General features: G+C 73.3%; 15 protein-coding genes. 12 read left to right on the top strand and 3 right to left on the bottom strand.

Annotation, left to right across the window (positions count from 1 at the left end; genetic code table 11):
* Positions 1-31 precede the first annotated feature (31 nt).
* Positions 32-769, bottom strand: coding sequence for a hypothetical protein (locus tag PV419_RS31350; RefSeq protein ID WP_319694690.1), 738 nt, complete (start codon positions 767-769; stop codon positions 32-34).
* A 213-nt stretch (positions 770-982) separates the two neighbouring features.
* On the opposite strand from PV419_RS31350, the gene PV419_RS31345 reads away from it, so the two are divergent.
* Positions 983-1264, top strand: coding sequence for a hypothetical protein (locus PV419_RS31345; protein WP_319694688.1), 282 nt, complete (start codon positions 983-985; stop codon positions 1262-1264).
* On the top strand, positions 1261-1659 hold the full coding sequence (locus PV419_RS31340; RefSeq protein WP_319694686.1) for a helix-turn-helix domain-containing protein: 399 nt from the start codon (positions 1261-1263) through the stop codon (positions 1657-1659). Before PV419_RS31345 ends, PV419_RS31340 begins: the two co-directional genes overlap by 4 nt.
* Before the next feature lie 28 nt (positions 1660-1687).
* On the opposite strand, the gene PV419_RS31335 is transcribed toward PV419_RS31340, so the two are convergent.
* Positions 1688-2485, bottom strand: a complete 798-nt coding sequence (locus PV419_RS31335) for an SDR family oxidoreductase (RefSeq protein WP_319694684.1) — start codon at positions 2483-2485, stop codon at positions 1688-1690.
* A 149-nt stretch (positions 2486-2634) separates the two neighbouring features.
* Here PV419_RS31335 and uraD point away from each other — a divergent pair, with 149 nt between their 5' ends.
* From uraD to PV419_RS31315, 4 genes are read left to right on the top strand one after another with little or no spacing between them, the layout of a single operon-like run.
* Positions 2635-3171 carry a 2-oxo-4-hydroxy-4-carboxy-5-ureidoimidazoline decarboxylase gene (gene uraD, locus PV419_RS31330; RefSeq protein WP_319694683.1) on the top strand — a complete coding sequence of 179 codons (537 nt, stop codon included), beginning with the start codon at positions 2635-2637 and terminating at the stop codon, positions 3169-3171.
* Positions 3171-3578 (top strand): hydroxyisourate hydrolase, encoded by a 408-nt coding sequence (gene uraH / locus PV419_RS31325; protein ID WP_319694681.1) that lies wholly within the window; start codon positions 3171-3173, stop codon positions 3576-3578. Before uraD ends, uraH begins: the two co-directional genes overlap by 1 nt.
* Positions 3579-3583: 5 nt before the next feature.
* Positions 3584-4471, top strand: a complete 888-nt coding sequence (gene pucL / locus PV419_RS31320) for a factor-independent urate hydroxylase (RefSeq protein ID WP_319694680.1) — start codon at positions 3584-3586, stop codon at positions 4469-4471.
* Positions 4472-4487: 16 nt separating this feature from the next.
* Positions 4488-5858: an 8-oxoguanine deaminase gene (locus tag PV419_RS31315; protein ID WP_319694679.1), complete on the top strand. Its 1371-nt coding sequence runs from the start codon at positions 4488-4490 to the stop codon at positions 5856-5858.
* Between the two features lie 26 nt (positions 5859-5884).
* Here PV419_RS31315 and PV419_RS31310 read toward each other — a convergent pair whose 3' ends face one another.
* Entirely contained in the window at positions 5885-7078 is a 1194-nt protein-coding gene (locus PV419_RS31310) for a L,D-transpeptidase (RefSeq protein ID WP_319694677.1), read from the bottom strand.
* 204 nt (positions 7079-7282) lie between these two features.
* On the opposite strand from PV419_RS31310, the gene PV419_RS31305 reads away from it, so the two are divergent.
* The 6 genes from PV419_RS31305 to PV419_RS31280 all read left to right on the top strand — a co-directional run bounded on the left by PV419_RS31305 (position 7283) and on the right by PV419_RS31280 (position 14562).
* Positions 7283-8419: a hypothetical protein gene (locus PV419_RS31305; protein ID WP_319694676.1), complete on the top strand. Its 1137-nt coding sequence runs from the start codon at positions 7283-7285 to the stop codon at positions 8417-8419.
* Positions 8420-8659: 240 nt separating this feature from the next.
* Positions 8660-9844, top strand: a complete 1185-nt coding sequence (locus PV419_RS31300) for a lipid II:glycine glycyltransferase FemX (RefSeq protein ID WP_319694674.1) — start codon at positions 8660-8662, stop codon at positions 9842-9844.
* On the top strand, positions 9841-11778 hold the full coding sequence (gene murJ / locus PV419_RS31295; protein ID WP_319694672.1) for a murein biosynthesis integral membrane protein MurJ: 1938 nt from the start codon (positions 9841-9843) through the stop codon (positions 11776-11778). Before PV419_RS31300 ends, murJ begins: the two co-directional genes overlap by 4 nt.
* A gap of 75 nt (positions 11779-11853) precedes the next feature.
* Positions 11854-12534: a response regulator transcription factor gene (locus PV419_RS31290; RefSeq protein WP_319694670.1), complete on the top strand. Its 681-nt coding sequence runs from the start codon at positions 11854-11856 to the stop codon at positions 12532-12534.
* A gap of 7 nt (positions 12535-12541) precedes the next feature.
* Complete coding sequence (locus tag PV419_RS31285; RefSeq protein ID WP_319694668.1) at positions 12542-14047, top strand: HAMP domain-containing sensor histidine kinase; 1506 nt, start codon at positions 12542-12544, stop codon at positions 14045-14047.
* On the top strand, positions 14044-14562 hold the full coding sequence (locus PV419_RS31280; protein ID WP_319694666.1) for a hypothetical protein: 519 nt from the start codon (positions 14044-14046) through the stop codon (positions 14560-14562). The genes PV419_RS31285 and PV419_RS31280 overlap by 4 nt, the downstream gene beginning before the upstream one ends.
* Positions 14563-14611: the final 49 nt, after the last annotated feature.

Raw genomic sequence — 14611 nt, 5'->3', positions numbered from 1 at the left:
AATGAACAAGGGCCGAACGCGGGGCACGCCCTTACCGCTCTGGTGGCCCCACCCGGATCAGCGCGTCCGCGGGGTCGTTGACGGGTTGTGGGGTGCCGGTCAGGTCCATGATGAAAAGCGGCATGTGCAGCGCGTCGGCGCGCGCCCGCGCGTCCCTGGCGTAGCCCGCGAGCGAGAAGAAGACGCTGACGGCGGACTCGTTGAGCCCGTTCAGCCACAGGCATTCGATGTCGCGCAGCGCGGTGGGCCGGGTGGTCGGGTCCACTTGGGCGACCACGCCAGGACCGCACAGGTCCACTCCGGACTCCTCCTGGCCCTCCGGCCGCCGCACACCGCCGAAGCCGAGCCATGTCAGATACTGCGCCGCCGCGGTGACCGCGTCCCGCGCCGTGCGGATCGTCACCGGCCGGAACGCGGGCCGCAGCACGGCCCGGCTCGGCGGCGCGGCGGCGGGAGTCGCCGGGCCGCCGCCCCTGGCGGGGGCCGGGGCGCGCTCCGTGGGGCCGGGCGCCGACGCCACCGGGACGCGCACCAGCGCCCCGCATACGCAGCCGAACTCCGGCCGGGGCCAGTGGCCCTGCCGGCCGCACAGGGCGCAGCTGGCCGCCACCCAGGTGTCCTTCCAGGTGCGGTGCTCGATCTCCTCCGGGGTGCCTTCGCGCAGCACGGGGAGGGTGAGCGGCGCCCCGCACGAGCACGGGTAGGTGGGCGGAGTGAACGACTGCTCGCGGCGGCACGCGGGGCAGCGCACCGGCACGCTGTCTGTCATCTGCTGCTCCGGGGGTCGATGGCGGCCCGCTCGGGGGCCGTGGGAAGAGGTATTGGCCCATGCTCCCCGAAGCCGGGGAGCGCGGGCAGCGACTTGCGGGTTCCGGACCCGGCGGGCCGACCGCCGTGTTAGGGCTCGCCGGCATCGCCGCCGTCTCCGGCGTACGACAGGCGGCTGGTGACGCCTCGCGCGCGAGCGCAGTAGGTTGGCGGCGTGAGACTGAGGGTTGAGTTCACCACCGAGCCGTTCGACCTCGACGAGGTGCCGTCGCACGCCGTGGTGGCCCGCGACATCCTCCAGGGCGCCCCGCTGGACTCCGTCGACGTCGGCCCGTTCGGCAACACCGCGGAGGGCCGGGCGGAGACCGTCCTGGCCGCCATCGACGCGCTGCTCCGCAAGTCCCTGGAGGCGGGGGCCACCCGGGTCTCGCTCCAGGTCAACGTCATCCCGGAGGCGGCCGCGGCCGCGGGCGAGGCGGGGGAGGGCGGCAGGTGACCCGTCCCGCCGACGACCCCTTCGTCACGGCGGTCAAGCCGCTGGTGGACGCGATAGGCGGCGAGCTGATCGCCCCGGACCGCGCCCAGGGCGACGATGTGGTCCTCTCCTGGGAGGGCCGGGAGGTCGTGGCCGTACGCCTCCCTCACCTCTCCGACTCGCTGGACCACATCCTCGCCGAGCTCCGCCGCCGCCACGGCGTCCCGCTCGCCGACCTCGACCGCAGGACCAAGCAGTCGGTCGTCCGCCTCCTCGAACAGCGCGGCGCCTTCTCCATGCGCCACGGCGTGGAGACGGTCGCGACCGCGCTCGGCGTCAGCCGTTTCACCGTCTACAACTACCTCAACCGGGAGAACGCCGAGCGGGCGGCGGAACCCGGGGCGGACGGCGCGTAGGCGGGGCCGTCCGCCCGGGGGCGGGTCCTCAGGCCAGGCCGCCGTTGCTGTGCAGCAGCTGGCCGTTGACCCAGCCGCCCTGCTCGGAGCACAGGAACGTGACCAGATGGGCGCAGTCCTGGGGCATCCCGAGGCGGCCCAGCGGGGTCGCGCGGCTCAGGTCGGTCTTCTGCTGCTCGGTCATCCAGCCGGTGTCCGTGGGGCCGGGGTTGATGGCGTTCGCGGTCACCCCGAGGTGGGCGAGCTCGCGGGCGGCGGCCAGGGTGATGCGGTCCACCGCCCCCTTGCTCGCCCCGTAGGGCAGGTTGCCCACCGTGTGGTCGCTGGTCAGGCTGATGATCCGGCCGGCGCCCGGGGTCCCCCGGAACCTCAGGCCGTACTCCTTGATCATCAACCACGTCGCCCGCGCGTTCACCGCGAAGTGCCGGTCGAAGCTCTCGAGGGAGGTGTTCAGCAGCCCCGAGTCGACGGACTCGCAGTGGCAGAGCACCAGCGCGGTGACATTCCCCAGCTCCTTCTCCACCGTGTCGAAGAGCGCCGCCGGGGCGGACGGGTCGCTCAGATCGGCCTCGATCGCCATCGACCTCGCCCCGAGCGCGCCCAGCCGCTCGCGCAGCTCGCCGGCGGTGTCCGGCTGGGCTCCCCAGGGCATCCTCCGGTCGTACGGGGTCCAGTGGCTGAACGCCACGTCCCAGCCGGCCTCCGCCAGGCCCAGGGCGACGGACGCGGCGATGCCCTCCCGTCGGCCCGCCCCCGTGACCAGGGCCAGCGGACGCTCCGCGCCGGCCCCCTCCCGCCCGTTCACCGTGGCCGTGTCATCACTCATGGGCTCATCCTGCCCGGCCGCCCGGCCGTTCGGCGTGCGGATTTCCAAGCCGGGGCAGCCGACGGATGGGCGCTCGCCGCAATCCTCCGTAACCTGAAGTTTTCAACAAACTGTTGACGTCTCGCGGGGACGGCTCCTAGCTTGCGGGGGTGACTTCCAGTGCTCCGCCGGGGCTGGCCCGGTTCAACGCAGCGGACGGGCCGGGCGCGGCCGCGCTGCTGCACGAGGTGTGCGCCAGCCGGGCCTGGGCGGCGGCGGTGGCCGCCGGGCGGCCGTACGGCAGCGTCGGCGCGCTGCTGGCCGCCGCCGAGCGGGCCATGGCGGGGCTGACCGCCGCCGACCTCGCCGAGGCGATGGCCGGGCACCCGCCCATCGGGCGGCCGAAGCCCGGCGACGCCGCCTCGGCGCGTGAGCAGAGCGGGGTGGGGGAGGCCGAGCGCGCGGAGCTGCTGGAGCTGAACCTCGCCTACCAGGAGCGCCACGGGCATGTCTTCCTCATCTGCGCCACCGGGCGCGGCGGCGAGGAGATGCTGGCTGCTCTCAACGAGCGGATCGGCAACGACGCGGACACCGAACGCGAGATCGTCCGCACCGAGCTGGGCAAGATTAACCGCATCCGGCTGGACCGGCTGGTGAACACGGCACTGGTGAACACGGAGAACCGGGAAGAAGGAGGGCAGGGGTGATGGCCGAGGCGCCCGGCACGCACACCTCCGTATCCACGCACACCTCGGTGTCCACGCACATCCTGGACACCACCCTCGGCCGCCCGGCCGCCGGTGTGGCCGTCGAGCTGTCCGTCCGCCGCGGGAGCGGCGCGGCCTGGACGGCGCACGGCGTCTCCACGACCGACTCCGACGGCCGCTGCACGGACCTGCCCGCCCTCCCCGAGGGCACCGCGCACGCACGGCTGCGGTTCGAGGTCGAGCCGTACCTCGCGGGCGCGGCTCACACACCAGCCGACGCCGGGGCACAGCGGAACGGATCCTTCTTCCCGGAGGTGGCGGTGGTGTTCGCCGTCGAGCACGGGCAGCACTACCACGTGCCCCTGCTGCTCAACCCGTTCGGCTACTCCGTATACCGAGGGAGCTAGCACCGATGCCCACACTCGGCCAGAACCAGTACGGCAAGGCGGAGACCCGCGTGGTGCGGATCGTGCGGGACGGCGCCGTCCACCACATCAGGGACCTGAACGTGTCGGTGGCGCTCTCCGGGGACATGGACGAGGTCCACCTCTCCGGCAGCAACGCCAACGTCCTGCCGACCGACACCACCAAGAACACCGTCTACGCCTTCGCCAAGGAACACGGCATCGCCTCACCCGAGCAGTTCGGCATCCTGCTCGCCCGCCACTTCGTCACCGGCCAGGAGGCCATCCGCAGCGCCCGGATCCGGATGGAGGAGTACGGCTGGGAGCGGATCGAGACCGGCGGGGCGGCCCGCCACTCCTTCGTACGCACGGGCCAGGAGACCCGCACCGCCCAGGTCGCCTTCGACGGCGAGCGGTGGGAGGTGATCTCCGGGCTGACGGACCTGACCGTGCTGAACTCCACCGACTCGGAGTTCTGGGGCTTCGTCAAGGACGAATACACCACTTTGCCGGAGGTGCGCGACCGAATCCTCGCCACCGATGTGCGCGCCCGGTGGCGCTACGGCTGGTGTTCCGACGACGGCGGCGAGCCCGCGCCGGACTGGGAGCGCGCATACGACGGGGCCAGAAGCGACCTGCTGTCCGCCTTCGCCGAGACGTACTCGCTCTCGCTCCAGCAGACGCTGTACCAGATGGGCGCGCGCGTGATCGACAACCGCCCCGCGATCGACGAAATACGGCTCTCGCTGCCCAACAAGCACCACTTCCTGGTCGACCTGCAGCCCTTCGGGCTCAAGAACGACAACGAGGTGTACTTCGCCGCCGACCGGCCGTACGGCCTCATCGAGGCCACGGTCCTGCGGGACGGCGTCCGGCCCCGGATCCCGACCGACTGAAGGGCGCGCCACCGACATGAACCGCATCGTCATCGAGAACTGCGCCATCGCGACCGTGGACACCCACGACACCGAGTACACCGACGGCCACATCGTCGTCGCGGGCAACCGCCTGGAGTCGGTGGGCCCCGGCCGCGCGCCCGCCGGCCTCGACGGGGTGGTCCGCCGGGTCGACGGCACCGGACACCTGGCGACCCCCGGCCTGGTCAACACCCACCACCACTTCTACCAGTGGCTCACCCGCGGCCTGGCCCAGGACCACAACCTCTTCGACTGGCTGGTCGCGCTCTACCCGACCTGGGCGCGGATCGACGAGCCGATGGTGTACGAGGCGGCGCGCGGCTCGCTGGCCATGATGGTCCGCGGCGGCGTCACCTGCGCCATGGACCACCACTACGTCTTCCCGCGCGGCGCGGGCGACCTGCTGGGCGCCGAGATCCGCGCGGCGAGGGAACTGGGCGTGCGGTTCACCGCCGCGCGCGGCTCCATGGACCGCGGCGTCTCGCAGGGCGGGCTGCCGCCGGACTTCGCCGTCGAGACCACCGAGGACGCGCTGCGCGCCACCGAGGAGGCGGTCGACGCCCACCACGACCCCTCCTACGACTCCATGCTGCAGATCGCGGTCGCGCCCTGCTCGCCCTTCTCCGTCTCCACCGAACTGCTCCGCGAGGCCGCGACCCTGGCCCGCCGCAAGGGCGTACGGCTGCACACCCACGGCTCGGAGACGGTGGAGGAGGAGAAGTTCTGCCACGAGCTGTTCGGGATGGGCCCGACCGACTACTTCGAGTCGACCGGCTGGCTGGGCGAGGACGTGTGGATGGCGCACTGCGTCCATATGAACGACGCCGACATCGCCGCCTTCGCCCGCACCGGCACGGGCGTGGCGCACTGCCCCTCGTCCAACGCCCGCCTGGCCGCCGGCATCGCGCGCGTCCCCGACCTGCTGGCCGCCGGCGTGCCGGTCGGCCTGGGCGTGGACGGCACCGCCTCCAACGAGTCCGGCGAACTGCACACCGAACTGCGCAACGCCCTGCTGATCAACCGGCTGGGCAGGCACCGCGAAGCGGCGTTGAACGCCCGTCAGGCGCTGCGCCTCGGCACCTACGGCGGGGCGCGGGTGCTCGGCCGCCAGGACCAGATCGGCTCCCTCGAGCCGGGCAAGCTGGCCGACCTGGTGCTGTGGAAGCTGGACGGCCTCGGCCACTCCACGATCGCCGACCCCGTCGCGGCGCTGGTCCTCGGACCACCGGCGCCGGTGACCCTGTCGCTCGTGGACGGCCGCCCGGTGGTGGAGTCGGGGCGGCTGCTCACCGCCGACGAGGACGACATCGCCCGCCGCGCCCGCGACGAGGCCCGCCGGCTCGCCCGTATCGCAGCCGACGGCTGAACCAGGCCGGGGCGGTCGTCGCTCGGTCACCGCAGGGCGCTCTTGGCCCGCCAGTCCTCCCAGTCGACGTTCCAGTCGCCGAAGCCGTTGTTCAGTGCCACCTGCCCCTTGGTCTCCGCGCCCTTGACCTCGAACGGGTCGCCGATTCGCGCCTGGCCGTAGAGCCATGCGGCGTTGGCGTCGCTCATGCCGATGCAGCCGTGGCTCTTGTTGGCCCTGCCGAAGTAGGCGGCGTTCCAGGGCGCGGCGTGCGCGTACGTCCCCGACCAGGTCAGCCGCATCGAGTAGTCGACCTTCTGGTCGTAGGCGTCGCCGAGGCCGACGGTTTCGGAGTTCATCCGGATGGTGCCCTCCTTGGCCATCAGCACCTCCGTGCCCCGCCAGGAGCCGGTGTCGGCGCCGGGGGTGCCGCCGGAGACCGGGAAGGTCCGTACGGCCTTGCCGTCGCGCTCCAGGGTGAGCCGCTTGCTGTCGAGGTCGACCCTGACCACCTGCCGGGCGCCGATGGTGAAGCCGAGCTTGTAGTCGCGTACGAACCAGCCGCCGGCCTCGCCCGAGTCGGTGCCGTTCAGCCGGGCGTCCAGGGTGACCCGGGTGCCGGGCCGCCAGTACTCCTTGGGCCGCCAGTCCACCCGGTCCCTGCCGGACCAGTCCTTCATCCACCCCCATGAGCCCTCGGTGCTGTTCGAGGTGGTGACCTTCAGCTGCTTCTCGACCGCGGCCTTGTTCTTCACCGGGCGGTCGAAGACCAGGGAGATCGGCTGCGCCACGCCGACCGTGGTGTCGCCGCCCGGCCGCCAGTCCACCTTGTTGACCTGACCGGCGGCGGTGGTGGTGAAGGACGACTCCGCGTTGCCCGCCGCGCCGCCCTCGGTGCGGGTGGCCGCCTTGACGGTGTACGTGGTGCCGGGCGCGGCGTTGCGAGCCGAGGTCCAGGTCCGGTGGTCGTGCGACACCGCGCCGGTGAGCCTGCCACCGCGGCCGTCGGTGACGGTCACCGAGGCGAGGGTACCGCCGCTCGCGGTGACCTTGACCGGCTCGCCCGCCCGCCGGGGCGTGACGGTGACCGTCACCGCCTTGCCGCCCGAGCCCCCGCCGCCGACCTTCGCGTCCGGCTTCGCCGGGGCCGACCCGCCGGAGGAGCAGCCGGTCAGCGCGGCGGTCAGCAGGGCGGCGGCCGCCGTGGCGGTGGCGGCGGAGCGCACACGTATCTGGCGCAACGGAAACCTCCGTGAAAGACGGGGAGATGACGGGACGCTCGGGACTCTAAGCCGCGAAAAGCCCGGGAATCGGCCTGCGCGGCCATGTGACAGCAGCTGCAGAGGAATGGTCATCGTCCGGTCACATGCGCCGAGCGGCGCGGTCATGGGCGGCTGTGAGCCTGCTCGCGTTCCGCACCGAGGAACCAGCAGAAAGGGATCTCCTTGTCCGACATCACACCCCGTGGCGGCGCCGTCCGCCGACGCCGCTTCGCCGTGACCGTGGCCGCCGGAGTGGTCGCGCTGGCGATCGGCGCCGCCCCGGCGACCGCCCGGACCGCCTCCTGGCGCGCCGTCGTGCCGGAGGGCCTGAGCGAGGCCGTCCTCTACGACATCTCCAGCGCCGAGGGCGCGACGTGGACCGCCGGGATCGATGTGACCGATTGGTCGCCGCTCGCCCTGCGCTGGAACGGCAGCGGCTGGACCAGGACGCCGCAGCCCGTGCAACACGGCCGCTTCGACGACATCGCCGCGGGCTCCGGCGGCGAGGCGTGGGCGGTGGGCTCCCAGGGCGGCGGCGGCGACGGCGGCGACGCGCCGGTCGTCGAACGCTGGGACGGCAGCGCCTGGCTGCTGGAGGACGTGCCCCTGCCCCCCGACGCGCGCGGCGGCGTCCATGCGGTCGCCGTCTCCCCTCAGGGCACGGTCTGGGCCGGCGGCGGCCTCTTCAACGACGGCACGGACGGGCTCCAGAGCCCGCTGCTGATGACCAGGAGCTCCGATGGGACCTGGCGGAACGTGGAGATCCCGGCCGACGCGGCCGTCGGCTCCACGATCAACGTCCTCCCGCTGGCGGACGACGACGTATGGCTGCTCGGGGTCAAGGGGGTCGCGCACTTCGACGGCACGGCCTGGACCCGCCAGCGGCTCCCCTCCCAGCTCGACGACACGACCTTCTACCTCTACGACATCGAGGAGCGGGAGCCGGGCGAACTGTGGGCCGTAGGGCTCGCCCAGGACGACGAGCTGTGGCGGCGTCCGGTGGCGCTGCGCTTCGACCGCGGCCGCTGGAAGGAGGTGCCCACGCCGAAGGAGACCGCCGAGCTGCGCGGCATCACCTTCGACGACCACAAGCGCCCGGTGATCGTCGGCGAGACCGTGGACCCGGCGGTGGACCCGGACAGCAACTACACCCTGACCCTGGATGACGGCGGCCGCCTGGTCCGTGGGGAGCGGCCGCCCGGCGCAGGACAGCTCATCGGGGTGGACAGCGACGAACAGGGCCGGATCTGGACATCGGGGACCTTGAACCACCCGGAGAAGCCCGGTTCGTACCTGCCGTACGCCGCCGTGCGCGACTGACGGACCGCAACCGTACGTCCCGTCTCCCGAGGCCAGGTCAGACAACCCGTCTGACTTGGCCTTTCGTCATGTGTACGGCCATGCGTACGGCTATGCGCACGGACGAGTGCGCCGACCGGCGGCCGTGTGACGGCGACCGCACAGGAACGGTCATCGTCCGGTCACACTCGCCGCTCGGCGCGGTCATGGGCGGCTGTGAATCTTCCTCGCGTTCCCATCAACGGCACCCGAGGAGGCGCAGTGTCAGCGCTGCTCGTGACGGCGAGCCCTCGTCCGCAGGAAGCCCGGCTGGGGCCCATCGGCCCCGAGGCGTACCGCGCCTTCCTGGCATCCCGCACCGGCTCCGCCCTGGGCCCCGGCTTTCTGCAGTGCCCTTCCTGGGCCGCGGTGAAGGACGGCTGGCAGGCCCAACTGCTCGGCTGGGGCCCGGAGACCGGCCCCGGGGCGGGGGAGCTGAGCGGGGTCGCGCTGGTGCTGCTGCGCCAGCTCCCCGGCACCCGGAAGTACTTCGCCTATCTGCCCGAGGGGCCCGTCGCCGACTGGACCGACCCGGACATCGACGGCTGGCTCGACCCGCTGCTGCGCCATCTGCGCGCCAGTGGCGTGTTCGCCGTGCGCATCGGGCCCGCGCCCGCCTACCGCAGCTGGAACGCCACCGCGCTCAAGGCGGCCACCGGCCCCGGGCGCCGCCTGTCCGACGTCCTCACCTGCCAGGTCGACCCGCTGGGCACCGTCGTCACCGAGCGGCTGCGGGCCCGCGGCTGGCGGCGCTGCGGCGGCGGAGACGGAGACGGGGACGCGCAGCCCCGCTATGTCTTCCGGGTGCCGCTGGCCGGACGTACCCGCGAGGACCTGTGGAGCGGGCTCAACCAGGAGTGGCGGCGCAACATCCGCCGGGCCCACAAGTCGGGCGTGCGGGTGGAGGTGGGCGGCGCCGCCGAACTCCCCGAGTTCTACCGGCTGCTGCGGATCACCGAGGAGCGCGACGGCTTCCGCCTCGGCCGCTCACTGGCGTACTACGAGCGCCAGTACGCGGCCCTCAACGCCGAGGCGCCGGGGCGGATGAGGCTCTACCTCGCCCGGCACCAGGGCGAGATCCTCGCCGCCCACACCATGATCACGGTGGGACGGCGGGTCTGGTACCAGACCGGGGCCTCGGCCGACCACCGGCGCGAGGTGCGCCCCTCCAACGCCCTGCAGTGGCAGATGATCCTGGACGCCCACACCCAGGGCGCGGAGGTCTACGACATGCGCGGGGTACCCTCCACTCTCGACCCCGACGAACGGCCGTTCGGGCTGCTGCGCTGGAAGCTGGGCACCGGAGGCCAGGTCGTCGAGACGCTGGGGGAGTGGGAGACACCATTGAGCGGCACCGCCAACCACGCGTTCTACCGCGCCTTCCAGCTGTACCTGGCCCGCCGATGAGCGCCCGTGCGAACGCGCCGGGCCCACCGGGCCGGGCGGCCTCGCCGCCCCCAGCGGCCAGCGGGGCGTCGGCGGCCGACGTGGCCCCGGCGGGCGGCGTGGCTCCGGTGGCCGACGTGGCCCCGGCGGTCGGCGCGGCCTCGGTGGTGGGCCTGGCCCCGGCGGCTGACGCGCCCCCGGTGGCCGACGTGGCCCCGGTGGTCGGCGTGACCTCGGCGGCTGACGCGACCTCGACCCCCGGCGCGACGCTGCCCGTCGGCGGGGGCCGTCCGGGGGTGCCAGGTGCCGAACGCCCCGCCTCCGTGCTGCGCAGCGGGGTCGTCATGGCCGCCGGGTCGCTGGTCTCCCGCGCCACCGGATTCGTCCGCTCCGCCGTCGTCGCCGCCGCGCTCGGCGTCGGGCTGGCCGCCGACGGCTACGCGGTCGGCAACTCCGTACCCAACATCGTCTACACGCTGCTCCTCGGCGGCGCGCTCAACGCCGTCTTCGTGCCCGAGCTGGTCAAGGCCGCAAAGGAGCATACGGACGGCGGGGCCGCGTACACCGACCGGCTGCTCACCGTCTGCACGGCGGCCCTGCTGCTGATCACGGCCGGGGCGGTGTTCGCCGCGCCCGCCATCGTCGCGGCCTACACCGACTACACGGGCGCGCAGGCCACGATGACGATCGCGTTCGCCCGCTACTGCCTGCCGCAGATCTTCTTCCTCGGGCTGTTCACCCTGCTGGGGCAAGTCCTCAATGCCCGGGGCCGGTTCGGCGCGATGATGTGGACCCCCGTCCTCAACAACGTCGTCGTCATCGCCGTCTTCGGCCTGTATCTGGCGTCGGCCGGCACCGGGGCCACCCTCACCTCCGCGGAGACCTCGCTGCTCGGCTGGGGCACCACCGCGGGCATCGCCGTCCAGGCGCTGGGGCTGCTGCCGTCGCTGCGCGCGGCGCGCTTCCGCTGGCGGCCGCGGTTCGACTGGCGGGGCAGCGGGCTGTCCCGGCCGCTGCGGTCGGCCGGATGGCTGGTGCTGCTGGTGTTCACCAACCAGCTCGCGTACTGGGTGGTGACCTGGCTGGCCACGATGGCCGGGGAGCGCGCGGCGGCCGGGGGGACCGACGGCGCCGGGTTCAGCGCGTACAACAACGCGTATCTGCTGTGGGCCGTGCCGCACGGGATCGTGACCGTCTCGCTGGTCACCGCCCTGATGCCGCGGATGAGCGGGGCGGCCGTCGACGGCGACACCGCGGCCGTGCGGCGGGACGTCTCGTACGCCCTGCGCAGCAGCGCCGCCGCCGTCGTACCCGCCGCCTGTGTGCTGTTGGCGCTCGCCGAGCCGGTGATGGCGGTGGTCTTCCAGTACGGCAGGACCGGCGCGGACGACATCGCGGTGATGGCGGGGGCACTGATGGCGTTCGCCCCGGGGCTGGTGGCCTTCTCCGGGCAGTACGTCCTCTCGCGCGCCTTCTACGCGCTCTCCGACACCCGCACGCCCTTCCTGCTGAACCTGGTGATCTCCGGGCTCAACGCGGGCCTCTCCGCGGCCGCGTATCTGCTGCTGCCCGCGCGCTGGGCGGTGACCGGCATGGCCGGGGCGTATTCGGTGGCGCTGTTCGCGGGCTGGGCGGCCACCGCGTATGTGCTGAACCGCAGGCTCGCGCCGACGCCCACGCCACCGGCCGAGCGGGGGCGGGCGCGGCGACGCGCCGGGCTGTGGCGCTCGCCGTCCGTGGCCGCCCTGGCCCGGCTGCTGCTGGCCGCCGTACCGGCCGCCGCCCTCGGCCACTTCGCGGCCGTCCGCACGGCCCCGCTGGGTCCGTTCGCCGCCGCCACGGCGGGCGCGGTGGCCATCCTGCTGGCCTTCGCGGCCCTGGCCCGCCCGCTGCGGCTGACCGAACTGGACGCCGCGGTCAAGGCGGTGCCCCGCAAACTGCGCCGCCGCGCCTGACCGGCCGTCGAGCCCGACCGCCCACCACGCCTGACCGGGCCCCGTCCTCACCTGCTGAAATGGAATACTCCGCCCATGCCACGCGTCCTTCTCATCGAAGACGACCCCTCCGTCCGCGAAGGGATCGAACTCGGCCTGCGCCGCCGCGGACACGAGGTGCGCACCGCCGCCACCGGGGAGGCGGGGCTCACCGCCATCCGCGAGTTCCTGCCCGATCTGCTGCTCCTGGACCTGATGCTGCCCGGCATCAACGGAGTTCAGGTGTGCCGCCAGGTCCGCGAGTCCAGCCAGCTGCCGATCATCATGCTCACCGCGCGGGGCGACGACTTCGATGTCGTGGTCGGTCTTGAGGCCGGGGCCGACGACTACATCGTCAAACCCGCCCGCACCGAGGTCATCGAGGCCCGCATCCGGGCGGTGCTGCGCCGCATCGAGGACCCCGGCGTCCGCCCCGCCGTCGAGTTCCACGGCGACCTCGCCATCGACCGCGCCGGGCTGGCCGTGTCCAAGGCCGGGGACCGCCTCGCGCTCGCGCCTTCCGAACTGAAGCTCCTGCTGTATCTGACCGCCGCGCCCGAGCAGGTCTTCAGCCGCCAGCAACTGCTCGAACAGGTCTGGGAGCACAGCTACCACGGCGACGCCCGCCTGGTCGACGCGTGCGTACGGCGGCTGCGCCACAAGATCGAGGACGTGCCCGGCAGCCCGCGCTACATACAGACTATGCGGGGCTTCGGCTACCGCTTCGGACCGCTGTGAGCCCCCGGTGACCCGCTGGAGAGCCCGCATCGGGCTGCGCACCCGGCTCGTGCTCGCCTTCCTGCTGGTCGCCGCCGTCAGCGCCGGCACCACCGCGACCCTCACCTACCGCAAGGCACGCACCGCGATCCTCGAACAGGCCCAGGACACCGCCGTCTCCTCCTTCCGCGACCGGGTCAACGACATGAGCACCCCGCTCCCCGTCGAGCCCAAGTCCCTCCAGGAGCAGCTGCGCCAACTCGCCCGGCAGGGCAAGCCCCACCCCTGGGTGGTGTTCGCCGAGTACGGATCGGTCCGGGTCTCCTCCGGCACCAGCCCCGTCTCCACCGTCATCACCCCGCAGCTGCGCCGGGCCGCGCTCGCCAGCCCCCGCAGCGGCAGCTTCCAGCGGGTGGAGAAGCACGGCGACCCCTGGCTGACCGTTGCCGTCCCGACCGTCTTCCGGGCCGGGAAGGCCGTACGCCCCACGGGCCTTGTGCTGTACGCCGTGATGCCGCTGACCGACGAGGAGGCCAACGTCCGCGCCATGGTCACAGCGGCCCGCGACGGGGCCCTCCCGGCGCTCGCCGTGGCGCTGATCCCCGCGCTGCTGGCCGCGCGCAGCGTGCTGCGCCCGGTGCGCGACCTGCGAAAGGCCTCGCAGACATGGGGCCGGGGCCGTCTCGACACCCGGATCCAGGTCAAGGGCAGCGATGAACTCGCCGACCTCGCCCGCACCTTCAACGAGTCCGCCGTCGCGCTGGAGCGGTCTGTCGGCGAACTCCAGGACGCCGAGGCGCGCGCCCGCCGCTTCGCCTCCGACGTCTCGCACGAACTGCGCACCCCGCTCGCCGGGATGCTCGCGGTCACCGAGGTCCTGGACGAGGATGCCGCCCGCCTGGCCCCCGACACCGCGGCCGCCGTCCGGCTGATCAGCGCGGAGACCGGCAAGCTCGCGGCCCTCGTCGAGGACCTGATGGAGATCTCCCGCTTCGACGCGCGGGCCGCCGAGCTGAACACCGACGAGGTCGATGTCGCGCAGACCATCCGCAAGACCCTGACCAGCCGCCACTGGACCGACCCCGAACAGTTCGTCACCGAGCTGCCCGACGGCATCCGGGCCCGGCTCGACCCCCGCCGATTCGACGTCGTCGTCGCCAACCTCGTCGGCAACGCGCTGCGGCACGGCGGCGCGCCGGTCGTCGTACGGCTGCGGCTGGAGCCAGGAACGGGGACGGAGAAGGGGGCGGGGGCAGGATCCGGAGCGGGCGGCGAGGGGGCGCGGCTCGTCACGGAGGTGGCCGACAGCGGCCCCGGCATCCGCCCGGAGGCGCTGCCGCATATCTTCGACCGCTTCTACAAGGCGGACTCGGCCCGTACCCGGTCGGAGGGCAGCGGCCTCGGCCTCGCCATTACCCAGGAGAACGTACGGCTGCACGGCGGCACGATCCGGGCGGCGAACGGCCCACAGGGGGGAGCCGTCTTCGCCGTGGAGATCCCCCTGACGGGCACGGCCGGGGAGGTGACGGTGTGAAGCGCCTGGGCCGCTTGAGCCGCCTGGGCCTTCCCGCGGTGGCGGCCGTGTTGCTGACGGGCTGCGGGGTGCGGCAGAGCGACGTCATCGAGGCCGGCGGCCCGGCCACCGTCACGGTCTTCCCCGACGCCGAGCAGCGGCAGATCCTCTTCTTCGTCTCCTCGGAAGGCCGCCTGACTCCGGTGGCCGGTGGAGTCTTCCTGGACCGGAAGGGGGAGTACGACGGGAAGGTGCCCGGTGAGACGGCCCTCATGATGCTGTTCGCCGGCCCGAGCGCGAAGGTGCGCGCGGCCGGGCTCCACACGGAGCTGCCCCGGGCGGTGGGGCAGCTGGGGATGAAGTCGGGCACGGATCAGGTGTTGGTCCGTGTCCCGATCGCGGTGCGGCGGCTCGGAAAGACCGCCGTGCGCCAGCTGGTCTGCACGGCGGCGTTCGCGGAGGGTGGCGACGGCACCGCGGAGGTGACCATCGCGGGCGACGACGGCGAGCTCCCGCCTGCCCACTGCGACGTATGACGCCGCAGGGCGATGTGCCCCGACCCCGACGGGTGGGGCACATCGCCCG

The sequence above is a fragment of the Streptomyces sp. ME19-01-6 genome, from assembly GCF_033793745.1.
GTDB lineage: Bacteria > Actinomycetota > Actinomycetes > Streptomycetales > Streptomycetaceae > Streptomyces.
Note: the sequence above shows the minus strand (reverse complement) of the source record. Positions and strands in the feature narration are given on the sequence as shown.